Here is a 22,310-nt window from a genome sequence, read left to right on the forward strand (position 1 = left end):
TCATTTGGCGGACGTCAGATAGGCGATGATCGCCGCGCGCTTCGTCGCATCGGGCGTCGCGATCGGCATCCGCGTGCCCGGAACCTTCTTGGTCGGAGCCGCGAGATATTCATCGAGCGTCTTGGCATCCCAGCGCAGCTTCGACGCCTTCAGCGCGGGCGAATAGTTGAAGCCCGCGACCGATGCCGCCGGGCGGCCGACCACGCCGTTCAAATTCGGGCCGATGCCGTTGCGACCGCCCTTGTTGACCGTGTGGCATGCCTTGCACGCATTGAACGCGGGGGGCGCGGGCGTCTGCGCCGTTGTCGGCGTGGCGGTGGCGAGTAGCGCGACGGCGGCGCTGGTCCCGGCGATGGCGGTCCCCATCAAAAACTTCATCGATACTCTCCCGATACATGGGTCCATTTGTCGTCCGACGCGGCGTTCGCGATCATCGCCTCGATAAAGGCCATGGTGCGCAGGCCATCGGTCAGGCCGGGCACGAACCGTTCGTCGTCACCGCGTATCCGGGCGGCGAAGCCCCGATACAGATTGGCAAATGCCTCGATATAGCCCTCCGGATGACCCGAAGGTGTACGCAGCAGCGCCTGCGTCGACGCCCCCAGCCCCGGTCCACCGGCACGCACCACCTCGGCCGGCCGGTCGAGCCAGCGCAGCGTCAGCGTGTTCGGCTCCATCTGCGCCCATTCGAGCGTGCCGAGTTCGCCCGACACACGCAGCTTCAGGCCGTTCTCCTCGCCAGCCGCGACCTGCGTCGCCTTCAACGTGCCGCGCGCGCCGCCTTCGAAGCGCAGCAGCGCGCTGACATCGTCGTCCAGCCGGCGGCCCGGGACATGCGTCGTCAGGTCCGCCGACAGCGTATCCACGCGGATGCCCGCGATATGCTCGGCAAGGTGAAAGGCGTGGGTGCCGATATCGCCCAGGCACCCGCCCAGCCCGGCCTTGGCCGGATCGGTGCGCCATTCGGCCTGCTTGTTGCCCTCGCCATCGATCGGGAGGCTCAGCCAACCTTGCAGATATTCGACCTGCACCAGCCGGATCTTGCCCAGTTCGCCCCGCGCGACGCGGGCGCGTGCCTCCTCGACCAGCGGATAGCCGCTATAGGTAAAGGCCAGCGCGAACTTCGCGCCGCCGGCCTTGGCGGCGGCGGCGATGGCGCGGGCTTCGTCGCCGTTCATCGCCATCGGCTTTTCGCAGAAGACATGGATGCCGGCGTTGAGCGCGGCGATCGCCATCGGCGCGTGCAGGTGGTTGGGCGTCACGATCGCCAGCGCGTCGATCCGCTCGCCGACCGGCAGGGCCAGCTCGCCCGCGATCAGCGCGTGGACGTCGCCATAGACCCGTGCCGGATCGAGATTGAGCGCATCGCCACTCCGGGCGTTACGTCCCGCATCGCTGCTGAACGCGCCGGCGACCAGTTGCCAGTCGCCGTCCATCGCCGCGGCGTGGCGGTGGATCGCGCCGATGAACGCGCCTTCGCCGCCGCCGGCCATACCGAGCTTCAAGGGGCGCTTCGCACTCATTCCGGCGACAGCCCCATCAGCGTGCGGATCGCGGCGCGATCGACCCCGCTCGCGGCGAAATCGTCGAACGGATGATCGGTCAGGCGGATCATGTGCGCTTCGATGAACGGCGCGCCTTCCGCCGCCCCGTCCGCCGAATTCTTCAGCGCGCATTCCCATTCGAGCACGGCCCAGCCATCATAGCCATATTGCGCCATGCGGCTGAACACGCCCGAGAAATCGACCTGCCCGTCGCCCAGCGAGCGGAAGCGTCCGGCGCGGTCGACCCAGTTCTGATAGCCGCCATAGACGCCCGACCGGCCGGTCGGATTGAATTCGGCGTCCTTCACGTGGAAGCACGAAATGCGATCGTGATAGCGGTCGATGAAGTCGAGATAGTCGAGCTGTTGCAGGACATAATGCGACGGGTCGAACAGCAGCCGCGCGGCATTATGGCCCTTCACCGCCTCCAGGAAACGCTCCCAGGTGGCACCGTCGTGCAGGTCTTCGCCGGCATGAACCTCGAACGCGCAATGCACGCCATGGTCCTCGAACACGTCGAGGATCGGGGTCCAGCGCCGCGCGAGTTCGGCGAACGCTTCCTCGACCAGCCCCGCCGGACGCTGCGGCCACGGATAGAAATAGGGCCAGGCCAGCGCGCCGGAGAAGGTCGCATGCGCCTTCAGGCCGAGCTTCGCGCTGGCCTTCGCCGCCATCTTGACCTGCTCGACTGCCCAGACCTGCCGCTCGGCCGGCTTGCCGTGCACTTCCTTCGGCGCGAAACCGTCGAACAGCGTGTCGTATGCCGGATGCACCGCGACCAGCTGCCCCTGCAAATGGGTCGACAGCTCGGTCACTTCGATGCCGAGCGTCGCCAGCTTGCCGGTCAGCTCGTCGCAATAATCCTGGCTTTCCGACGCGGTCTTCAGGTCGATCAGACGGCTGTCGCACGGGATCTGCACCCCGACATAGCCAAGGCCCGCGGCCCACTCCGCCATATTCTCCAGCGTGTCGAACGGGGCCTCGTTGCCCATGAACTGGGCGAGGAAGATGCCCGGTCCCTTCATGCCCGTCATGCCAGCGTCTCCTTGCGGTCGTCACGGAAGGTCAATTGAAACAGCAGCGCGATGGCGGCGGCGGCGACGGCGGGATAGACCCACATGCCCTGCCAGTCGGCAATGGTCGGGTTGGCCGGCAGCTGCGCATAGAGCAACGCGCCGATCTGCGAGCCGAGCAGCATACCGACGCCATAGGTGAACAGGGTCAGCATTCCCTGCGCCTGTGCGTTCACGCCCTTCGGCGCGGCGATGATGCCGGTGTAGATCGCGCCCGCGACGAAGAAGAAGTCGTAGCAGACGCCGTGCAGCGCGACGCCGAGATAGACCGCCCAGATGCCCGACCCGCCGTCACCGATCGCGAACAATGCATACCGCAGCGCCCACGCAGCCATGCCGACCAGCAGCAGCGGCTTCACCCCGAAGCGGCGATAGAGCCACGGCATCGAGAACATGAACACCAGCTCGGACATCTGCCCGATGGCGAGCGTACCGCCGACATTCTCGATCCCCGCCGCACCGACATAGGGTGACGCATAGGCATAATACATCGCCAGCGGGACCGAGATCAGCGTCGCGCAAGCGATAAACACCAGGAACGATTTGTTCCGCATCAGCGAGAACGCCTCGACGCAGAACACCTGCGCCAGGACGCTGCCGCCCTGCGGCTTGTCCGCTTCGACGGTCGGCAGCGTGACGCTGTAGAGACCCAGTGCTACCGACACGACCGCCGCGACGGTAAAGATCTGCGGGCTGGCCGACAGTCCCGCCCAGCCGATGATCAGGCCCGACGCGATCCAGCCGATCGTGCCGAACGCACGCACGAACGGGAAATTGTCGGTCCGTTCGCCGAAGCTCTTGAGCGCGATGGTGTTCGCAAGACCGACCGTCGGCATGTACAGGATCATGTAGCCGAGCAGCAGCCACACGAAGGTGCCCCCGCGCTCCGGCGTAATCAGCGAAGGCAACAGGAACAACAACACCCCGCCAACCAGATGCAAAATCACCATCAGCATCTTGGGCGCGACATAGCGCGTCGCGACCATGCCGAGCAGCAGCGACCCGACGATCGACGCGATCGGCCCCATCGAAAACGCATTGCCGATCAGATTGCCGATGCCGACCGTCTGCATGACCAGGCCGAGCGTGACCTGCCACGCGCCCCAGATGAAAAACTGCATGAACATCAAAGCGCTTAGTCGGACGGTCATCCCGCCATCGACCGTCGCGCCGCTGCGACGTCCCACACCCTCCGCAATGGCCATGCGCCATCCCCTCCGCGGTTTTGTCTGCTAATTACGCACGAGGCTAGGTAGATATGACACCGCTGTAAAGTCCAATGTAACCGGTTTCACAGCTTTTACGATATTTGATGCATGGTGATTTCGCTGCGGATTGATAACGTTCACTGGTTTGGGCTGCGACAATGGCGATCGATGAACGCCATATGATCCGGCATCACGCGCACGCCCGAATCCATCGCCGCGGCGATCCGCGTCATCCGGTCGTCCAGTTCGGCATCCGGCAGCAGATCGGCGATCGGATGATAGCGCTTGGGCGCGATATTCTGACCATGCAGCACCGCCAGCCAGCTCGTTTCACTGAATAGTTCATTGTCGTGGCGGTAGAGCCGGGCATTCTCGCGGAAGATCGCGATGCGTTCTTCCAGCGATGCCGGAATCGCCATGTCGCGGCACCGGCGCCACAACGGACTGTCGTCGCGTGCCGTCGCCTTGTAATGCAGGATCAGGAAGTCGCGGATCTGCTCATACTCCGCGCGGGTCCGGCGGTTATAATAGTCGATATCGGGCTGGTTGAACGACCGGTCGGGAAAATTGGTCAGCAACCGCGCGATCCCCGACTGGATCAGATGGATCGACGTTGATTCGAGCGGTTCGAGAAACCCCGACGCCAGCCCGAGCGCGACGACGTTGCGGTCCCACGCCTTGCGCCGGACGCCCGCGGTGAAGCGCAAGAAGTTCGGTCCGGCAAGCGGTTCGCCGTCAAGACTCGCGTCGAGCATCGCCAGCGCGGCATCGTCATCGATATAGTCCGAACAATAGACATGGCCGTTGCCGGTCCGCGACTGGAGCGGGATACGCCAGCGCCACCCGACGCTGGTCGCGGTCGCGCGGGTATAGGGCGTCGGATCGCCGATCCGCGCGCACGGCCGCGCCACCGCCCGGTCGCAGGGTAGCCATTCGCTCCAATCGTCGTAACCGGCCTTCAGCGCTCCTTCGATCAGCAGCCCGCGAAAGCCCGAGCAGTCGATGAACAGATCGCCCGCAACCTTGCGTCCATCTTCCAGCAGGACATGGTCGACATGACCGTTCGCGCCGTTCAACGCGACATCGACGATCCGCCCCTCGATCCGCTCGACGCCCGCCGCCTCGGCGCGTTCGCGCAGGTAACGGGCGTAGAGCGCCGCATCGAACTGGAAGGCATAGGATATGCCGGCGAGCGGCGATCCCGGCCGGCTGTGGTCGGGCCGCTGGAACTTGCCCGCCCGCGCCGCGCCCACGCCGATACTGTAGCGGTCGAGCGGCAGCGCGCCGCCCATCTGCGCCTGCCGATACCAGAACTGATGGAAGTGCAGCCCCTCCATCTCCTGCCCGTAACTGCCGAAGGGATGGATGTAGCGCTCGCCGATCCGGCCCCAGTCGACGAACTCGATCCCCAGCTTGAACGTCGCGCAAGTCCGGCGAACGAACTCGTCCTCGTCGATGCCGAGCAGCCGGTTGAAATACTGGATATGCGGGATCGTCGCCTCGCCCACCCCGACCGTCCCGATCTCCTCCGACTCCACGACGCGGATCGCAATGCCGCTGCCTGACAGGATATGGGAGAAGGCGGCGGCGGCCATCCACCCGGCGGTGCCGCCGCCGACGATGGTGATGCTGCGGATATTGCCGTCCTTCATGCCGCAACCGCCGGGCAGTAGCGCAACAGGAATTCGCCATGGGTCGGCATCCGCTGCACCGCCGCCGCCATCGCCTCGCGCATCGACGCCAGGCTGCGCGCGACATCGTCCGCCGGCAGCGTGGCGACGATCGGGTCGCTTGTCGTCGGCATGATCCCCTGCCCCAGCATCACCGCAACCCAGCTCGGCCGCGCGAACAGCTCGTCGTTATAGCGGAATACCCGCCCGGTTTCACGGAACAGCTCGATCTTGTGCAGCAGCGTATCGGGCAGCGTCATCGTTCGGCAGTAGTTCCAGAACGGCGTGTCGTCGCGCGTCGTCGCGGCATAATGCAGTATGATGAAATCGCGCACCTGTTCGAACTCGGTACGCATGTGGCGGTTATATTCGGTGCGCAGGATTTCGGGAATGTCGCCCCGGGGAAACAGCGAGATGAAACGGCTGATGCCTTCTTGGATCAGATAGATCGACGTCGATTCCAGCGGCTCGAGGAACCCCGCCGCCAACCCGATCGCGATGCAGTTGCCCTGCCAGAAACGCTCGCGGCACCCTGCGCGGAACGTAATCCGACGCGGATCGGCGAGCGGAGCTGCTTCGAGGGTCGCCAACATTACGTCGCGGGCGGCATCCTCCGACTGGAACGCGCTTGCAAAGATATGGCCGTTGCCGACGCGGCGCTGCGTCGGGATGCGCCATTGCCAGCCGGCGTCGCGCGCGGTCGATCGGGTATAGGGCGTCGGCGCTCCGGCGTGGGCGCTCGGCACCGCCAGCGCGGTATCGCAGGGCAGCCAGGGGCTCCAGTCGACGAACCCGGCATCCAGCGTCTGGCCGATCAGCAGCGCGCGAAAGCCGGTGCAGTCGAAGAAGAAATCACCCTCGACCACCCGCCCGTCCGACAGGGTCAGCCGGGCGATATCGCCCCGCGCATCCTGCCCGACCTCGCCGACCGTCCCTTCGACCCGCACCACGCCCCGCGTCTCGGCATAGCGGCGCAGAAAGCGGGCATAGAGCGTCGCATCGAAATGATAGGCATAGCGGATCTGCGACAGCACCGACCGGGGATTGGGATCGGGCAGGACGAACCGCCCGGCCTGCGCCGCGACCGCGCACAGGCTGTATGCTTCGATCGGGTCGGTCGCACCGTCCTCGCGCGCGCGTAGCCAATATTGGTGGAAGTCGATGCCCTGCATGTCGACGCCATGCTGACCGAACGGATGAATATAGCGGTCACCCTTCGCGCCCCAGTCGACGAACTCGATCCCCAGTTTGAACGTCGCCCGAGTCGCGGCCATGAACTCCGCTTCGTTCACGCCCAGCATCCGGTGGAAGGCGAGGATGTCGGGAATGGTCGCCTCCCCCACCCCGACCGTGCCGATCGCGTCGGATTCGACCAGCGTGATCGCCACGTCCTTCGGACCCAGCAGGCTGGAGAGCGCCGCCGCCGTCATCCAGCCGGCCGATCCGCCGCCGACGATCACGATCCGGCGCAACAGGGGTGCGTTCACGATGCCGCCTTTCGCAGATATTGCTCCAATTGGGCGCGATAGACGCGCGCGGGCGGCAGCGTCGCCACCCCCTGTTCGATGGTGCGCGCCATCTTCGACAGGAACGGCGTGACCTGCGCCCTCTCCGCCCGGTCGGCCAGCGGATCGTATCGCGCCGGCCGCCGCCCCATGCCCATGTGCAGGATCAGCCAGTCCTCCGGGTGGAAGGGTTCGAGGTCATAGGCGACCAGCACCCCGCGCCGTTCGAACATGGTCAGCTTGCGCTCGAGCCTTTCGGGCACCGCCTCCGCACGGGCCGCCTGCCAATAGGGTCCGTCCGGCAATCCACCAGCCTGGAACATCGCCTGCTGGAACAGCGCGGCATGGTCGTAATCCTCGGCGAAACGGCGGTTATATTCGGCCGCCTCGACCGCCATCCCGCCGGTGACCGGGATCAATGCCAGCAGTCGTTCGATGTCCCGCTCCAGCAACAGCATCGGCGCGGGGGTCAGCGGCTCGACCACGCCGGCTGCCTGACCGACGCCCACGCAATTGCCGGCCCAGGCCAGCGAACGACGTCCCAGGGTCGCCTTTGTCCCCGCGACCTCGCCCACCGCACCGACGACGGTCCGCCGCGTGCGGCCTTTCAACGGCGTATCGCTTTCCCAGCCCGACGACGTCACCCGGACCGTTCGGAGCGGTGCCTGATCATCGGCGGGCAAGTCGCTGGTAGCGATCGCTATCGCCCGGCCCGATGGACGATCGCCCGCCAACGCCGCCAACAGCTGCGCCTCCGGCCCCGATGCGTCGACATAGAGATCGGCGATCACGACACGCCCATCGTCCATCGTCACGCCGGCGATGCGCCCGTCCGCCGCCTCGACCGAAGCAACCGCGCCACCGATCCGCTCGACCCGGTCGGGCACGTCGAACAGGCGCGCATAGTCTTGCGCATCGAACTGATAGCCATATTCGGCGCGCGACAGCGGATGCGGCGCCCCGTTCGCGCCCGCGCGTGGCGGGTGGACGAACACGCCGCGGCGCGCGGCCTGCAATCCGGCCACGAACGGATCGATGCTGTCCGCACCGGCCGATGCCAGATAATGATGGAACTGCACGCCGTCGATCACCGGAAAGGGCAAGGCGAACGACTGCATCCACGACCGCCCTGCCCCCCAGTCGGCATAGCGCGTACCCCAGGAGAACGCCGTCGTGCTGTCCAGCGTCAGCCGCCGTTCGTCCAACCCGGCGGTCAGGTTGAACGCATAGGCCGATGGCCCGGTGACATTGCCATAGAACAGGTCGCTGCCCCGCTGGTCGCCGGCCCGCGCCCACAGGATCGCGATTGATGGCGGCAAGTGCCGCGCCAACGCGGCCAGCGCCATGCGCGCGGAAAGCCCGTCACCGCAAAGTAAGATCCGATGGACCGTCATGCGGCGAGGCCGGCGGCCGCCGGCGAACGGCGGATATAGTCGGCATGGTCCGGCGTCGCCTGCACCGCGCCGGCGACCTCCGCCCGCAACGCTGCCGCCTGTGCCGCCAGTGCGTCCGGCGCAATCATCTCGACGCGCGGGTCGTAGGCGCCCGGCATCAGCCGCTGCCCGAGCATCACCGCAACCCAGCTGGGCGGCAGGAACAGCCCGAACTGATAGGGCACGACATAACCGCGCGTGCGCCACGTATCGATCTTGTGCGCCAGGCTGTCGGGCAGCGTCAGCGCGCGGAAATGCCGCCACATCGGACTGTCGTCCCGTTCCGTCGCGACATAATGCAGCAGCAGGAAATCGCGCACCCGTTCGAAATGCAGCGCCATGCGGCGGTTATATTCGTCAATGTCCTCCGCCGCGAAGTCGCGGTCCGGAAACAGCGCCAGCAATTCGGTGATCCCGTCCTGAATCAGATGGATCGAGGTCGATTCGAGCGGTTCGAGGAACCCGCTGGCCAGCCCGATCGCGACGACGTTGCGCTTCCAGAAATCGCGCCGCCGCCCGGTAGTGAAGCGCAACCGGCGCGGGTTCGCCTGCATCGGCGCATCGAGATGGTCGACCAGCTGCCGCTCGGCCTCGTCGTCCGAGATGAAATCGCTGCAATAGACATGGCCGTTGCCGACGCGGTGCTGCAGCGGGATACGCCACTGCCACCCCGCCGTCCGCGCCGTCGCGCGCGTATAGGGGCCGAGCGGCCCGCGACTCTCGGTCGGCACCGCGACCGCGCGGTCGCATGGCAGCCACCGGCTCCAGTCGTCATAGCCCGACTGCAACGCCCCCTCGATCAGCAGCCCGCGAAAGCCCGAACAGTCGATGAACAGCTCGGCGCCGATCGTCCGGCCATCGGCCAGCGTCACGTCGCGGACGAAGCCCCCCTCGCCATCCAGCGCGACGTCGACCACCTTGCCCTCGATCCGCTCGACGCCGCGCGTCTCGGCATAGCGGCGCAGGAATGCGGCATAGAGCGACGCGTCGAACTGATAGGCATAGCCGAAGCTCGATTCGACCCGGCCCGGCTCGCTGGCGGGATGGCGGAACCGGTTCTGTTCGGCCGCGATCACCGGATAGGAATAGTCGTCCAGCCGACCGGCATCGCCCATTGCCCTGAGCCGCAGCCATTGGTGGTAGAAGGGGATGCCATCCTCTTCCGGCCCGTAATTGCCGAAGGGGTGGATATAGCGGTCGCCGATTCGGCCCCAGTCGCAGAATTCGATGCCCAGCTTGTAGGTCGCCTCGGTCGCCCGCATCAGCTCGGGCTCGGCGATCCCCAGCGTCGCGTTGAACGCGCGGATATGCGGCAGCGTCGCTTCACCGACGCCGACCGTGCCGATCTCCTCCGATTCGATCAGGCGGACCCTCACGCCCAAACCGGCGAGCCTGTTCGCAAGCGCAGCGGCGGTCATCCATCCCGCCGTACCCCCGCCGACGATGCACGCCGAGGTAACCCGCCGGTCGGTCATGCCGCTTCTACCCGGACAATTTCTTTCCTCACCTTACGGCACTCCCCCTGCCCGTCTTAGCAATACGCAAGACTTTTAACAGTCTTCGCGCAGCTTCGCCGCATCGCAGCAATGGTAACGGCTGAAATTACTTCCTTCTCAACAGGAAAGCGCGATTTCGTACCCAATTGTCAACGTGGCCAGGAAAAATGTTACCGCTATCTTGTCCGACTAAAAACGATCCGGTATGCGATTCGTCGTAGCCGGAACCATGCGGGCCAAGTCGTATCGACATACGGCATGAGACCCGATCTGACCGGCCACAGGGGAAACCGGGGCGGCCGTAACAACGGGCGACCTTTGGGAGGGGATAGAGCAATGAACGCACAGCGATTCCGCATTCGATCCGGCTCGGCCAAGTGCCTGCTGATGGCGACATCGGCACTCACCTTGGCATTGATGCCGTCGATCGCCTCGGCGCAGGACGCCGCCACCGATCCGGAAGGGGAACCGACGGTCACGTCGCAGGGACCGCAGACCACCACCAGCGATACTGAAATCGTCGTCACCGGCATCCGCGCCGCACTGGAATCGGCCAAGGAGATCAAGCGGAAGTCGTCGACCTTCGTCGATTCGATCACCGCATCGGACATCGCGACCCTGCCCGACCTGTCGGTCGCCGAAGCGATCGGCCGTATTCCGGGCGTCACCATCTCGCGCTTCCCGCAGGGCGGCGCCAGCCCCGATTTTCCGTCGCCCGAAGGACGCGGCAACCTGGTCCGTGGCCTGGGCTTCGTCCGGTCGGAATTCAACGGACGCGACGCATTCAGCGCCAATGGCGGCCGCAGCCTCGACTTTTCCAGCATCCCGCCCGAACTGGTCGGCGGCGTCGACGTCTACAAGAACCAGAGCGCCGACCTGATCGAAGGCGGCATCGGCGGGTCGATCAACCTGCGCACGCTCGAACCGTTCGACAGCAAGAAGGATCTGTTCGTCGTCGCGGTCGACGGCACCTATTCCGACCTGCGCAAGAAATGGTCGCCACAAGCCAGCATCACCGCCGGCAAGCGGTGGAATACCGGCATCGGCGAATTCGGCATCCTCGGCTCCTATTCGCGCTCGCGGCTCGATTCGCGCATCCATGGCTGGCAGCAGAACGCGCCGATGCCGCGCGTGCTGAACGCCGCCGGACAGGTGCCGGAAACGACCTTCACCGGCGCGAACAAGGTGAACGAGTTCGCCGGCGTCGATCCGTCGCAGATCGTCGGCATCACGCCGGGCTTCCAGCTGCGCACCAACGATGTCGATCGCGAACGCATCAGCTATTATCTCGCGGCGCAGTGGCGCAACGACAATGTCCAGCTGACCGGCAAGTACATTCGCGCCGAAAACAAGATCAACAGCATCGAACGCACCTTCGAATGGTTCCCCGAACATGACACCGGCACCACTGCGGGCGTGTCGGACATCGTGCTCGACAAGAATTGGAGCACGGCCGGCACCTCGATGTGCAGCGGCCCCGGCGGCTTTCCGTCCAACCCGGGCGACTGCGAACGGCTGATCCCGATCCGCGGCGGCCTGATGGAATCGGGCTATGTCACCAACAATGCCGACAGCTGGACCGGCGCACGCGGTTCAGCGGTCGGATCGCTGGGCATCGGCAAGATCGAGGAAGCGACCACCGAGGATTTCAGCCTCAACCTGAAATGGAACGCAACCGACCGCCTCTTCATCACCCTCGACGGCCAGTACACCAAGGCTGACGCCCGCCAGCGGTCGATCTGGGGCGGCATGAATACCTATCTGAACTGGAAGATCCGGCACGACCTCGACAATCCGTCGATCGAATTCCTGATCGACCCGCAGCACCGCTTCAATCCCAACCAGACGCGCTTCACCGGCGACCGTGACGCGACGGCGACCACGCCGGGCGTCTACATCCCGACGCCGACCAGCACCGCCGATTTCAACGGATCATCGTGGCAGTTCGCCGCCGACCAGTTCCAGGTCGGCACCGGCGAGCTGAAGGCCTTCCGGGGCGACCTCGCCTATGACGTCTCGGGCGGCGAAGGCCTGGCCAGCTGGTTCGACAGCGTGAAGTTCGGTGCGCGCTGGTCGGAGCGCAGCCAGATCAACCAGGAAATGGCGCTCAACTGGGGCTCGATCGCACCGGCATGGGACGGGCGCGGCGGCTTCGCGGTCGCCGGCACCTTCCAGAACCCGTCACAGGGCTTCGAAGCGGTGAATTTTGCCGATTTCTTCCGCGGTGGCGTGGTGCAGGGCGCGAACAATGCGTTCGTGTTCGTGAACCAGGACCTGCTGTCGAGCTATGCGAACTTCCGCAACTATCTGAACACCGAACCGCAGCTCGCGAACGGCAATTACGGCTGGGTGCCGCGCGGCACGTCGGACGGCAGCCGCTTCGGCAGCCCGATCTTCCGCCCGTCGGACATTTCGGACATCACCGAAAAGACCCGCAACGCCTATGTCCGCGTCGACTTCAAGCATGAATTCGACAACGGCATGTCGGTCGACGGCAATGTCGGCGTCCGCTACGTCCGCACCGATCTGGATTCGTCGGGCTTCCAGGCGTTCCGTCCGTTCGTCGACGACATCCAGACGCCGGCGGTGGCGAACGGCGTACGCACCCGCACCGACGATGCGGAAAGCCGCGACGATATTCGCGACTTCTCGCCGCAGACCGTTGCCTATGCCGCGCAGCAGGCGATCGCCCGGACGTTGAAGCTGAAGGACGAGCATTGGCTGCCGTCGTTCAACATCAAATGGAACCTCAACCGCGAAATGCTGATCCGCGGTGCGTTCAGCAAAGGATTGAGCCGCCCGAACGTGCAGGACCTGCGTGCCGCACAGGAATATGTCGTCACGATCAACCGCCTGAACTTCCCGCAGATCACCGACCGCAACGACCCGCTGTTCGGCATCGATCGTGGTGCGCAGAACATCACTCCCGGCGAAATACGGGTGAGCGGCGGCAACCCGTTCCTGAAGCCTACCACCGCCGACAGCTTCGACCTGTCGTACGAATGGTATTTCAAGGGCGGCTATCTCTCGGTCGCCGGTTTCTACAAGGACCTGCGCAACATCATCAACAATGGCAGCCTGCCGCTGGGCGTGCTCGGCGGCGGCGGCGACCAGCAGGTCGGGTCGGTGACGCTCGACGGACGGCAGGTGCCGATCATTTACAACGGTGCGGTGAACCAGGCGAAAGCCAAGGTGAAGGGCATCGAGATCGGCTATCAGCAGTTCTTCGACTTCCTGCCCGGACCGCTCAAGCATCTGGGCTTCCAGGGGAACTACACCTTCATCGATGCCAAGACCACGCCGCCGCAGAACGGCGTCGACAGCGATGGCGACGGTGTGCCGGACGACGTGACCACCGTGTTCCGCTGGGGTGTCGACGACCTGCTCGGCCAGTCGAAGCATATCGCCAACGCGGTCGCGATCTATCAGGACAAGGTGGTCGAGGCCCGACTCGCCTATAACTGGCGCTCGGAATATCTGACCACCTATCGCGACTATGTGACCGGCAACCCGATCTACAATTCGGCGGCCGGATTCCTCGACGCGTCGCTGAAGTTCAACATCGGCAACCTGCAGCTACGCGGATCGATCGCCAACATCCTCGATACCAAGAGCAAGGCGCGGTCCTACATCGATGCCAGCGGCCAGCTGTACGATCGGTTCAGCTTCCTGAACGATCGCCGCATCGTGGTCGGCTTGCTGTTCCGCATCTAACCCCTGGAGCGGAACAACTTGGGGAGGTGCCAGTGGCCCCTCCCCGTTTCTTTGGTGGACACGGTCCGTGTCGCCATAAGCCATCGTCACTCCCGCGAAGGCGGGAGTCCATACACGCCGAAGTAGCGCCTCCGGCATTGTCGTCAGCGGCTATGGATTCCCGCCTTCGCGGGAATGACGATATAGCTGCCCCCTACTCATCCAACCCGCTGAATCCGCCGCCGGCATAGTCGCTAAACTTGGTGATCTGCGGTTCGAACTTCAGCGTGACCTTGCCGGTGGCACCGTGACGCTGCTTGGCGATGATCAGCTCAGCCAGGCCATAGACCCGTTCCATGTCCATTGCCCATTTGGCGTGATCCTCGAAAATCTTCGCATCGTCGCCGTCGCGCGGCCGCTTCGGCTCCTTCGCCGCGACATAATAATCCTCGCGGTACACGAACCACACCATGTCGGCGTCCTGCTCGATCGAGCCGGATTCGCGAAGGTCGGACAGCTGCGGCCGCTTGTCCTCGCGCTGTTCGACGGCACGCGACAGCTGCGACAGCGCCATCACCGGCACACCGATATCCTTGGCCAGCGTCTTCAATCCGCGCGAGATTTCGGAGATTTCCTGCACGCGATTGTCGCTGCCCTTGCCCGATCCCTGCAGCAGCTGGAGGTAATCGACGACCACCAGCCCCAGCTCGCCGTCCAGCTTGCGCTGCAACCGGCGGACGCGGGTGTGCAGGCCGGAAATGGAAAGGCCGGCGGTATCGTCGATATAGAGCGGCAGCTGCTCCAGATCGGCGGCGGCATTGGCAAGGCGAGTGAAATCCTCCTTGCGGATCTTGCCCATGCGCAGCGCTTCGGAACTGATCGCCGCCTGCTCCGCCATGATACGCGTCGCCAGCTGATCGGCGGACATTTCCAGCGAAAAGAACGCGACCTTCGCACCGACCGACTTGCCCTTTTCCATGCCCGCGCGCTGGTCGTCCATGTAACGCTGCGCCGCGTTGAAGGCGATGTTGGTCGCAAGCGACGTCTTGCCCATGCCGGGACGGCCGGCAAGGATGATGAGATCGCTATGGTGCATGCCGCCGATCCGGCCATTGACCGAATCGAGGCCGGTGGTGACGCCCGACAGGCCGCCGCCGCTGTTCATCGCGCGTTCGGCCATGCGCACCGCCATCGTCGTCGCCTGCGCGAACGACTTGACCGCATTGGCCGTGGTGCCCTCCGCCGCGACCTTGAACAGCGCTTCTTCCGCCGCTTCGATCTGCTTCTTCGGGTCGACCTCGGTCGAGGTGTCGGTGGCGTTTTCCACCAGCGTGCGGCCGACCGTAATGAGTGCGCGCAATTGGGCCAGATCGTAGATCTGCTGGGCGAACTGCCGCGCGCCGATCAGGCTGGCGTTGCTGCCGGTGATCTCGACCAGATATTGCGTACCGCCCCGCGCGGCGAGCAGCTCGTCGCCATCGAACATGGGCCTGAGCGTCACCGGACTGGCGATCATGCCGGTGCGGCGCACGTCGCGGATGCGTTCGAAGATGCGGGCATGCGCGGGGTCGTAGAAATGTTCGAGGTCCAGCCGCTCGACCATGTCGTCGGCAAGGCCGTTGTCGATCAGCATCGCGCCCAACAGCGCCGCCTCCGCATCGACGTTATGGGGCACGCGCGGGGGTTGCGGGGGAGTCCCCCCGCCGATGCTGTGAACAGTAGCCATCGCCCCTTCTCCCAGACCTCGGCGTTACGCTCAACCGCTTGACAGCGCATTTTGCGGTGGACGCCAGCAGATGAAGGGGCGACAGGAAGCCATGGCCGACCCGCGGATCATCGATGTCACCCTCGACGAGCGCACCATCCTGTGGCGCAGCGCCGATATCGAACAGGAACGCCGCATCGCGATCTTCGACCTGCTGGAGGCGAATCACTTCGCCCCGCAGCGCGAGACGCCCGACAATTATGCCGGCCCGTACCGCATAGCGCTGTCGGTGCCGGAGGGGCGGCTGGCGATCGATATTGCGCGTGAGGACGGCACGCTGATCGAAACGCTGGTGCTGGGCATGGCGCGCCTGCGCCGGCCGATCCGCGACTATTTCGCGATCTGCGACAGCTATTACAAAGCCATCCGCCAAGCGACCCCGCACGAGATCGAAACGATCGACATGGCCAGGCGTGGCATCCACAACGAGGCGGCAGAGGCGCTGCGCGAACGGCTGGACGGCAAGGTCGAGATCGACTTCGACACCGCCCGCCGCCTGTTCACGCTGATCTGCGTACTCCATATCAAGGGATGATGCGGAACCGGTTGATCCTCGGCGCGCTGGCGATGCTGGTGATTGCCGCCATGGTGACGTGGCGCTGGTCGCTCGGCTGGCATCCCGACGCCGCGCGCTTTCCGGTACAGGGCCTGACCGTGGCCGCCCACGACGGCACGGTGGACTGGGGCATGGTGCGCGCACGCGGCGCGGACTTCGCCTTCATTACCGCATCCAGCGGCACGACCCGCGATCCGGCGTTCGAAGGCAACTGGAACGGCGCACATGCCGTGGGCCTGCGCCACGGTGCGCTCCACGTCTTTTCGCTATGCGAACCGACCGCCGATCAGGTGACGGCCTATCTCACCACCGTGCCCCGCGCCGCCGATGCGCTGCCTGCTGCGCTCGCGCTCGATTTTACCGACGGCTGCGATGCCCGACCGACCCGCGCGCAGGTGCTCACCGCCATTCGCGGCTTTCTCGCCCCTGCCGAATATCATGACGGCCGCCCGATGGTGCTGCGCATCTCGCCCGCGTTCGAGGACGAGTATCGGGTGAGCGAGGCGATCGTCCGGCCGCTCTGGGCGACGGGACGTTTCCGCGAACCCGATTATCTGGCGCGGCCGTGGCGGATGTGGCAGGCGAACCCGGCGCGCACCATCGATGGCGTCGCCGAACCCGTTGCCTGGAGTGTAGCCGCCCCATGACCGACCCCGCCCAGTTGATCGCGGCGGCCCGCGCCGCCGCCGCCCATGCGCACGCCCCCTATTCGCGCTTCGCGGTCGGCGCCGCGCTGCTGATGGAGGACGGATCGATCGTCACCGGCGCGAATTTCGAAAATGCCAGCTACGGCCTGTCGCTCTGTGCGGAGACAGTGGCGATCGCCAGCGCATCGGCGGCGGGACGGTTGCGACAGATCGTCGCGATCGGCGTGATCGGCGGCGCGATGGATGCCGAAGGAATCCCCACCGGCACGACCCCGGTCAGCCCCTGCGGCCGCTGTCGTCAGGTCATCAACGAAGCCGCGCAGATGGGCGGCCGAGACCTGCCCGTCCATTGCGGCGCGGCGGAAGGTGACGCCATCCGCTCCTACCGCCTGTCGGAACTGCTGCCCGATGCGTTCGGGCCAGCCGATCTCGGGATCGGCTGACCCGGCGGATCAATCGGGCCGCTTCGCCGCATCGGCCGCCTGAATGAACTGCCAGACCGCCCCGGAGAAACCCGGATCGGCCTGCCCGTCCCATTCGGCGCGCGAGTCGTGCAATCGCTTCGCACCCGCCCACATCTCCGGTGTCGCGACCGATGCGAAGGGCGCCAGCAGCGCCTGCCATTCCGCCAGGAATGCCTGCGCTTCGCTGGACGCCGGATCGAGCGGTAGCGCAGCCTCGATCCGCTGACCCAGATCGGTCCATTGCGCTTGATAGGCTGCCTGATCGAAGTCGGCGGGCAGCGCCGCTTGGCGTTCGGCCCATTCGCCCTGTTCCGCATCGGTGAAATGGCGGTCGATCACCGCCCTCCATTGGGTCGTCGTCATGATGTTTCCCTTTCGGATCAGCGAGCAGAGCGTCGCGACGTCGATGCGCTCGCCGGCATCGATGCGGGACTGGATCGAGCGTAAGAAAAGGGCGGTGTCGGCCAGCGCCGCCCGCTGGGTCTCGACGACCGCCGCTTGCGCGGCGATCATCGGCCCGAGCCGTGCGTCTGGCCGATCGAGCATCCGCCCGATCGCCGCGAGGGTGAAGCCCGCGCGCTTGAGGGCGACGATCGCGTGCAGCCGCTCCAGCTCGCCCGTGCCGAAGACGCGCCGCCCACCGGCGGTCCGCAGCGGCCGGATCAGCCCGCGCGCTTCATAGAATCGCAGGGCCCGGCTGCTGAGACCGGTGGCGGCGGCAACGTCGGCGATGTCGAGCATGGTGGTCATGGCGGCACTCTACCGCTTGACGCAACGTCAAGCGCAAGCCCCGATGCGACGATGCCGCTTGCCCTGTCCCTGCGATCCGGCGATGGAGCGGCTAGCAGCAAAGGGGCAAGCAATGACGATCCTGTCGGACCACTGGATTCGCGAACAGGCGCTGGCGACGGGGATGATCGAACCCTTCGTCGAATCGCAGCGGCGCGAGGGCTGCATCAGCTATGGCCTGTCGTCCTATGGCTATGACGCGCGAGTGTCGGACGAGTTCAAGATCTTCACCAACGTCGATTCGGCGGTGGTCGACCCGAAGGACTTCGCCCAGAACAGCTTCGTCGATCGCAAGACCAACGTGTGCATCATCCCGCCCAACAGCTTCGCCCTCGCCCGCACGGTCGAATATTTCCGGGTTCCGCGCGACGTGCTGGTCATCTGCCTCGGCAAGTCGACCTATGCCCGCTGCGGCATCATCGTGAACGTGACCCCGCTGGAACCGGAATGGGAAGGCCATGTCACGCTGGAATTCTCCAACACGACGCCGCTCCCGGCGAAAATCTACGCCAATGAAGGCGCGTGCCAGTTCCTGTTCCTGAAGGGCGACCGGCCCTGCGGCACCAGCTATGCCGACCGCGCGGGCAAATATATGGGGCAGCGTGGCGTGACCCTGCCCCGGCTCTGACGATGATCGGGCGCAACTGGACCGGGCGCAGCGCCGTCGTGCGATCGGCGGCCTTGCTGCCGATCCTAGCGCTGCTCGCGCCGAAGCTGCCGCTGCCCTGGGCGTTCGGGATCGGGGCGACGCTGATCGCGTGGTTTGCGTTCGTCAGCGCCCGTGTGGCGATCAACGATCACCGCGCCGCGTCGGAAGCGCCGCCGTTCCGCCCGTTCCGCCGCTCGCGATAGGGTGGACGCGGCGGGGCGATCGTCTCGGGCGTCTCCCACGGATGCTGTCCGCCGCCGCGCACCGTCGTTATCCGGCCGGTCGACAGCGTCACCGCGACGCCCCCGGTCCGCGCCAGCATCGCGCGGTCGAGCTTCAGCCAGCGCGAGCGGCATTCCTCGGGCAGTCGCCGCTCGCTGACCACGATGTCCGCACGTGCACAGGCCGCGATCAGTTCGGCCCAAGGCACCGCATAGCCGCTCCGGGTCGCGAGGATCGTCCAGACCCGTCCGCCCGCTTGACGCCGCGCAACGCACAGGTCGGGGCTGCACCGCGCGCCGGGCTGGTCGGACAGCGGCGGCAGTGCGCCCAGCACGCCACCGCCCTCGCCCAGGGTCGAGCGGACATACTCCCCCGCCCGGTCGCGCAATATCGCCATGCCGCCGTCGTCGGTCGCCAGCGCCAGATGCCGCCCGTCCCCCGTCACCAGCAGGTCGGGCGCAGGCGTCGCCAGCGCCCATAGCACCCCCGCCGCCAGCGGCACCACGCCCCAGCGTCGCCACGTCGTCCGCCACAGGGCGATCCACAACCCGCCCAGCACCATCAGCGCGAACGCCCCGTCGGGCATCGCCGGCAGCGCCGCGACCGATCCCGGCGCCGAAGCGACGACATGCGCCACCCACAGCAACAGCGCCAGCGACCGCTCGACCAGCCACCATGCCGGCGCGCCCAGCCCGGCCACGTCGAGCAGCAGCGCCAGCGCCTCCAACGGCATGGTGACGAAAGTCGTCAGGGGGATCGCGACGATATTGGCCAGTGCCCCGTACAACCCGGCGGTATGGAAATGGTACAGCCCGATCGGCATCAATGCTGCCTCGACGGCCACACCGGTCAGCAGCAACGAGCCGAGACTACGCGCCATCTTGCGCCCATAGCCTTCGTCGCGCGCGAGGAACCAGCGGCGGACCCGCGGATGCTCGTGCAGCGCGACGATCGCGGTGACAGCCGCAAAGCTCAGCTGAAAACTCGGACCGGCGAGCGATTCGGGCAGCACCAGCAGCACCAGCAACGCCCCCGTCGCGATCATCCTGAGCGTGATCGCCTCACGCCCCAGCGACAGCGCCGCCAGCACCAGCAGCGCGGCGATGCACGACCGCACCGTCGGCACGTCCGCCCCCGAAAGCCAGGTATAGAACAGCGCCGCCCCGGCGCCGGCTGCCGCCGCGACGACCGGCAACCGGATACGCAACGCCAGCGGCGGAAACAGCGCCAGCAGCTTCAGCACGACCGTCATTGTGGCGACCACGACCGCCGTGACATGCAGCCCGCTGATCGACAGCAGATGCGCCAGGCCGGAGCGCCGCATCGCCTCGGCATCCTCTTCGGCGATGGCGCCGCGATCCCCCGTAACGAACGCCGCGGCGATCCCTCCGGTGCTGCCGTCGATCCGCGACAGGATATGGTCGGTCAGCCGGTCCCGTAAGGCGGCATTGCCGGGATTGCCCGGCGTCACGACCCGCACCGGCGCAAAGCCCCGCCCGGTCGCGCCCAGCCGCCGAAACCACGCCGCCCGCGCGAAGTCATAGGCACCGGGCACGGCGGCCGTCGGCGGCGGCATCAACCGGGCGCGAAGCGAGATTCGCGCACCGGGAACGACGCCTGCCACCATGTCCTTTTCGGACAGGTTGACGCGCAGGCGCGGCGGCAGTCCCGCCCCGGCATCGGGCAGCAGCGTCAACCGCACCGCTTCGCGTGCGGGCAGCGGTTCGACCCGCTCGACCCGCCCCACGAACGCCACCACCACCGGTCGCGCCAGCACCGGCGCGGCGACCCGCTCCGCCCGCCACCACACCAGCGCACATCCCAGCATCGCCAGCATGCCGGCCCACGCCACCACCCGCGCGGTCCGCATACCCCAGGGCAGCACCATGCCGCCCAGCGCGACCGACAGCGCCAGCAACAGGAACGCGACCCACGCCCCCTGCCCCGGCAACAGGAACCAGGCGGCGATCCCTGTGCCCAACGCGACCGGCATCCACAGCGGCAACTGCCCCCGCTCCACCTCCGCTCGCGCCTCCAGCCCCTCAAGGAACCGATGCGGCCGGCGCACGGTTTGAAGCGTGCCGGACGTCATGCTAGGGGCGGTCGCGGCTGAATGGGCCATCATGTTCACCCGAAGTCTTGGGGGTATCCGCGCTTGGGCGCAACCAATTCCGCGACGCCTGTCGTCACCCGTTTCGCACCGTCGCCGACGGGATTCCTGCACATCGGCGGCGCGCGCACCGCGCTGTTCAACTGGCTCTATGCCCGTCGCCATGGCGGCCGGTTCCTGCTGCGGATCGAGGATACCGACCGTGTCCGCTCGACCGAACCGGCGATCGAGGCGATCCTCGACGGGATTCGCTGGCTCGGCCTCGACTGGGACGGCGACGCCGTGTTCCAGTTCGCCCGCGCCGACCGCCATGCTGCCGTCGCGCATCAGCTGCTCGACGCCGGCCGTGCCTATCGCTGCTATGCGACGCCCGAAGAGTTGACCGCGCTGCGCGAGGAACAGCGCGCCGCCGGCAAGCCGATCCGCTATGACGGCCGCTGGCGCGACCGCGCGCCCGAGGATGCGCCGGAAGGTGCCCCGTTCGTCATCCGGCTGAAGGCGCCGAAGGAAGGCGCGGTCACGATTGCGGACCAGGTGCAGGGCGACGTGACCGTCGCCAATGCCGAACTGGATGATTTCGTGCTGCTGCGCTCCGATGGCACGCCGACCTATATGCTGGCGGTCGTCGTCGACGATCACGACATGGGCGTGACGCACATCATTCGTGGCGACGATCACCTCAACAACGCCTTTCGTCAGCTTGCGCTGATCCGCGCGATGGACGCGGTCGAGGGCGGCTGGCCCGATCCCGTCTATGCGCATGTTCCGCTGATCCATGGTGCGGACGGCGCGAAGCTGTCGAAGCGGCATGGCGCGCTGGGGGTCGATGCCTATCGCGACGAGCTGGGCGTCCTGCCCGAAGCGCTGAACAACTATCTGCTGCGCCTCGGCTGGGGGCACGGCGATGAAGAGATCATCAGCCGCGAACGCGCGACCGAGGTGTTCGACCTGTCGGGCGTGGGCCGCTCGCCGTCGCGCTTCGATACCAAGAAGCTGATGAACCTGAACGGCCACTATATCCGCGAGGCCGACGATGCCCGGTTGACCGATCTGGTCGCGCAGCGCCTGCCCGACGGGATCGACCGCGATCTGCTGCAACGCGCCATGCCGGTGCTCAAGGTCCGGGCGGCCGACCTGAACGAACTGGCGGCCAATGCCGCCTTCTTCTTCCGGTCGCGACCGCTGGCCATGGACGAGAGTGCCACCGCGTTGCTGACGCCGGACGCACGCGCGATCCTTACGCAGTTGCACGCCAAGCTTGACGCACTCGCAGCATGGGATACGGAGACGATCGAAGCTGCGGTACGCGAAGTCGCCGAGGCAGCGGGGTTGAAGCTGGGTGCCGCCGCGCAACCGCTTCGCGCCGCGCTGACGGGTTCGCGCACATCGCCGGGGATCTTCGACGTGCTCGCCCTGCTGGGCCGCACCGAAAGCCTCGGCCGCATCGAAGACCAGATGGCCAAACCGGCCGCATAACGTAACAGGA

18 protein-coding genes are annotated in these 22,310 nt (G+C 66.3%); 7 read left to right on the forward strand and 11 right to left on the reverse strand.

Going from position 1 to position 22,310, the window contains the following annotated elements; all coding sequences use genetic code 11:
• The 8 genes from AVT10_RS17075 to AVT10_RS17110 all read right to left on the reverse strand — a co-directional run bounded on the left by AVT10_RS17075 (nucleotide 1) and on the right by AVT10_RS17110 (nucleotide 9,908).
• Nucleotides 1-378: a c-type cytochrome gene (locus tag AVT10_RS17075; protein ID WP_084401836.1), complete on the reverse strand. Its 378-nt coding sequence runs from the start codon at nucleotides 376-378 to the stop codon at nucleotides 1-3.
• Complete coding sequence (locus AVT10_RS17080; RefSeq protein WP_066694284.1) at nucleotides 375-1,523, reverse strand: Gfo/Idh/MocA family protein; 1,149 nt, start codon at nucleotides 1,521-1,523, stop codon at nucleotides 375-377. The genes AVT10_RS17075 and AVT10_RS17080 overlap by 4 nt, the downstream gene beginning before the upstream one ends.
• Nucleotides 1,520-2,578 (reverse strand): sugar phosphate isomerase/epimerase family protein, encoded by a 1,059-nt coding sequence (locus AVT10_RS17085; RefSeq protein ID WP_066694287.1) that lies wholly within the window; start codon nucleotides 2,576-2,578, stop codon nucleotides 1,520-1,522. The genes AVT10_RS17080 and AVT10_RS17085 overlap by 4 nt, the downstream gene beginning before the upstream one ends.
• Nucleotides 2,575-3,822: an MFS transporter gene (locus AVT10_RS17090; RefSeq protein WP_084401837.1), complete on the reverse strand. Its 1,248-nt coding sequence runs from the start codon at nucleotides 3,820-3,822 to the stop codon at nucleotides 2,575-2,577. Before AVT10_RS17090 ends, AVT10_RS17085 begins: the two co-directional genes overlap by 4 nt.
• 140 nt (nucleotides 3,823-3,962) lie before the next feature.
• On the reverse strand, nucleotides 3,963-5,477 hold the full coding sequence (locus tag AVT10_RS17095; RefSeq protein ID WP_066694290.1) for a tryptophan halogenase family protein: 1,515 nt from the start codon (nucleotides 5,475-5,477) through the stop codon (nucleotides 3,963-3,965).
• Nucleotides 5,474-6,982 (reverse strand): tryptophan halogenase family protein, encoded by a 1,509-nt coding sequence (locus tag AVT10_RS17100; RefSeq protein WP_066694292.1) that lies wholly within the window; start codon nucleotides 6,980-6,982, stop codon nucleotides 5,474-5,476. Before AVT10_RS17100 ends, AVT10_RS17095 begins: the two co-directional genes overlap by 4 nt.
• On the reverse strand, nucleotides 6,979-8,394 hold the full coding sequence (locus tag AVT10_RS17105; protein WP_084401841.1) for a tryptophan 7-halogenase: 1,416 nt from the start codon (nucleotides 8,392-8,394) through the stop codon (nucleotides 6,979-6,981). The genes AVT10_RS17100 and AVT10_RS17105 overlap by 4 nt, the downstream gene beginning before the upstream one ends.
• Nucleotides 8,391-9,908, reverse strand: coding sequence for a tryptophan halogenase family protein (locus tag AVT10_RS17110; RefSeq protein ID WP_066694296.1), 1,518 nt, complete (start codon nucleotides 9,906-9,908; stop codon nucleotides 8,391-8,393). Before AVT10_RS17110 ends, AVT10_RS17105 begins: the two co-directional genes overlap by 4 nt.
• 357 nt (nucleotides 9,909-10,265) lie before the next feature.
• Here AVT10_RS17110 and AVT10_RS17115 point away from each other — a divergent pair, with 357 nt between their 5' ends.
• Nucleotides 10,266-13,643 carry a TonB-dependent receptor gene (locus AVT10_RS17115; protein WP_198158627.1) on the forward strand — a complete coding sequence of 1,126 codons (3,378 nt, stop codon included), beginning with the start codon at nucleotides 10,266-10,268 and terminating at the stop codon, nucleotides 13,641-13,643.
• Nucleotides 13,644-13,836: 193 nt separating this feature from the next.
• On the opposite strand, the gene AVT10_RS17120 is transcribed toward AVT10_RS17115, so the two are convergent.
• Complete coding sequence (locus AVT10_RS17120) at nucleotides 13,837-15,348, reverse strand: replicative DNA helicase (protein ID WP_066694301.1); 1,512 nt, start codon at nucleotides 15,346-15,348, stop codon at nucleotides 13,837-13,839.
• A gap of 91 nt (nucleotides 15,349-15,439) precedes the next feature.
• On the opposite strand from AVT10_RS17120, the gene AVT10_RS17125 reads away from it, so the two are divergent.
• The 3 genes from AVT10_RS17125 to AVT10_RS17135 are packed head-to-tail and all read left to right on the forward strand — an operon-like array spanning nucleotide 15,440 to nucleotide 17,033.
• Entirely contained in the window at nucleotides 15,440-15,922 is a 483-nt protein-coding gene (locus AVT10_RS17125; protein WP_066694577.1) for a UPF0262 family protein, read from the forward strand.
• The gene (locus tag AVT10_RS17130) at nucleotides 15,922-16,590 is read left to right on the forward strand and encodes a GH25 family lysozyme (RefSeq protein WP_066694304.1); all 669 of its coding nucleotides are present in this window, start codon (nucleotides 15,922-15,924) and stop codon (nucleotides 16,588-16,590) included. Before AVT10_RS17125 ends, AVT10_RS17130 begins: the two co-directional genes overlap by 1 nt.
• A complete protein-coding gene (locus AVT10_RS17135; RefSeq protein ID WP_066694312.1) occupies nucleotides 16,587-17,033 on the forward strand; it encodes a cytidine deaminase in 447 nt (148 codons plus the stop codon). The genes AVT10_RS17130 and AVT10_RS17135 overlap by 4 nt, the downstream gene beginning before the upstream one ends.
• A 9-nt stretch (nucleotides 17,034-17,042) precedes the next feature.
• Here AVT10_RS17135 and AVT10_RS17140 read toward each other — a convergent pair whose 3' ends face one another.
• Nucleotides 17,043-17,804 carry a MerR family transcriptional regulator gene (locus AVT10_RS17140; RefSeq protein ID WP_066694315.1) on the reverse strand — a complete coding sequence of 254 codons (762 nt, stop codon included), beginning with the start codon at nucleotides 17,802-17,804 and terminating at the stop codon, nucleotides 17,043-17,045.
• A gap of 112 nt (nucleotides 17,805-17,916) precedes the next feature.
• Here AVT10_RS17140 and dcd point away from each other — a divergent pair, with 112 nt between their 5' ends.
• Nucleotides 17,917-18,471 carry a dCTP deaminase gene (gene dcd / locus AVT10_RS17145; protein WP_066694318.1) on the forward strand — a complete coding sequence of 185 codons (555 nt, stop codon included), beginning with the start codon at nucleotides 17,917-17,919 and terminating at the stop codon, nucleotides 18,469-18,471.
• A gap of 2 nt (nucleotides 18,472-18,473) precedes the next feature.
• Nucleotides 18,474-18,695, forward strand: a complete 222-nt coding sequence (locus AVT10_RS17150) for a hypothetical protein (protein WP_066694327.1) — start codon at nucleotides 18,474-18,476, stop codon at nucleotides 18,693-18,695.
• Here the strand turns inward: AVT10_RS17150 and AVT10_RS17155 are convergent.
• On the reverse strand, nucleotides 18,641-20,806 hold the full coding sequence (locus AVT10_RS17155) for a ComEC/Rec2 family competence protein (RefSeq protein ID WP_157092807.1): 2,166 nt from the start codon (nucleotides 20,804-20,806) through the stop codon (nucleotides 18,641-18,643). The genes AVT10_RS17150 and AVT10_RS17155 overlap by 55 nt on opposite strands.
• A 21-nt stretch (nucleotides 20,807-20,827) precedes the next feature.
• On the opposite strand from AVT10_RS17155, the gene gltX reads away from it, so the two are divergent.
• Complete coding sequence (gene gltX, locus AVT10_RS17160; protein ID WP_084401846.1) at nucleotides 20,828-22,300, forward strand: glutamate--tRNA ligase; 1,473 nt, start codon at nucleotides 20,828-20,830, stop codon at nucleotides 22,298-22,300.
• Nucleotides 22,301-22,310: the final 10 nt, after the last annotated feature.

It is taken from the genome of Sphingomonas hankookensis (assembly GCF_001619955.1).
GTDB lineage: Bacteria > Pseudomonadota > Alphaproteobacteria > Sphingomonadales > Sphingomonadaceae > Sphingomonas > Sphingomonas hankookensis_A.

Bases quoted from the DNA above. Each gene is read 5' to 3' on its own strand.
- AVT10_RS17105 (WP_084401841.1), bottom strand. From the start codon at position 8,394: ATGACGGTCCATCGGATCTTACTTTGCGGTGACGGGCTTTCCGCGCGC.
- dcd (WP_066694318.1), top strand. From the start codon at position 17,917: ATGACGATCCTGTCGGACCACTGGATTCGCGAACAGGCGCTGGCGACG.
- AVT10_RS17075 (WP_084401836.1), bottom strand. From the start codon at position 378: ATGAAGTTTTTGATGGGGACCGCCATCGCCGGGACCAGCGCCGCCGTC.
- gltX (WP_084401846.1), top strand. From the start codon at position 20,828: ATGGGCCATCATGTTCACCCGAAGTCTTGGGGGTATCCGCGCTTGGGC.
- AVT10_RS17150 (WP_066694327.1), top strand. From the start codon at position 18,474: ATGATCGGGCGCAACTGGACCGGGCGCAGCGCCGTCGTGCGATCGGCG.
- AVT10_RS17140 (WP_066694315.1), bottom strand. From the start codon at position 17,804: ATGACCACCATGCTCGACATCGCCGACGTTGCCGCCGCCACCGGTCTC.
- AVT10_RS17120 (WP_066694301.1), bottom strand. From the start codon at position 15,348: ATGGCTACTGTTCACAGCATCGGCGGGGGGACTCCCCCGCAACCCCCG.
- AVT10_RS17110 (WP_066694296.1), bottom strand. From the start codon at position 9,908: ATGACCGACCGGCGGGTTACCTCGGCGTGCATCGTCGGCGGGGGTACG.
- AVT10_RS17090 (WP_084401837.1), bottom strand. From the start codon at position 3,822: ATGGCCATTGCGGAGGGTGTGGGACGTCGCAGCGGCGCGACGGTCGAT.
- AVT10_RS17125 (WP_066694577.1), top strand. From the start codon at position 15,440: ATGGCCGACCCGCGGATCATCGATGTCACCCTCGACGAGCGCACCATC.
- AVT10_RS17085 (WP_066694287.1), bottom strand. From the start codon at position 2,578: ATGACGGGCATGAAGGGACCGGGCATCTTCCTCGCCCAGTTCATGGGC.
- AVT10_RS17135 (WP_066694312.1), top strand. From the start codon at position 16,587: ATGACCGACCCCGCCCAGTTGATCGCGGCGGCCCGCGCCGCCGCCGCC.
- AVT10_RS17080 (WP_066694284.1), bottom strand. From the start codon at position 1,523: ATGAGTGCGAAGCGCCCCTTGAAGCTCGGTATGGCCGGCGGCGGCGAA.
- AVT10_RS17115 (WP_198158627.1), top strand. From the start codon at position 10,266: ATGAACGCACAGCGATTCCGCATTCGATCCGGCTCGGCCAAGTGCCTG.
- AVT10_RS17130 (WP_066694304.1), top strand. From the start codon at position 15,922: ATGCGGAACCGGTTGATCCTCGGCGCGCTGGCGATGCTGGTGATTGCC.
- AVT10_RS17095 (WP_066694290.1), bottom strand. From the start codon at position 5,477: ATGAAGGACGGCAATATCCGCAGCATCACCATCGTCGGCGGCGGCACC.
- AVT10_RS17155 (WP_157092807.1), bottom strand. From the start codon at position 20,806: ATGACGTCCGGCACGCTTCAAACCGTGCGCCGGCCGCATCGGTTCCTT.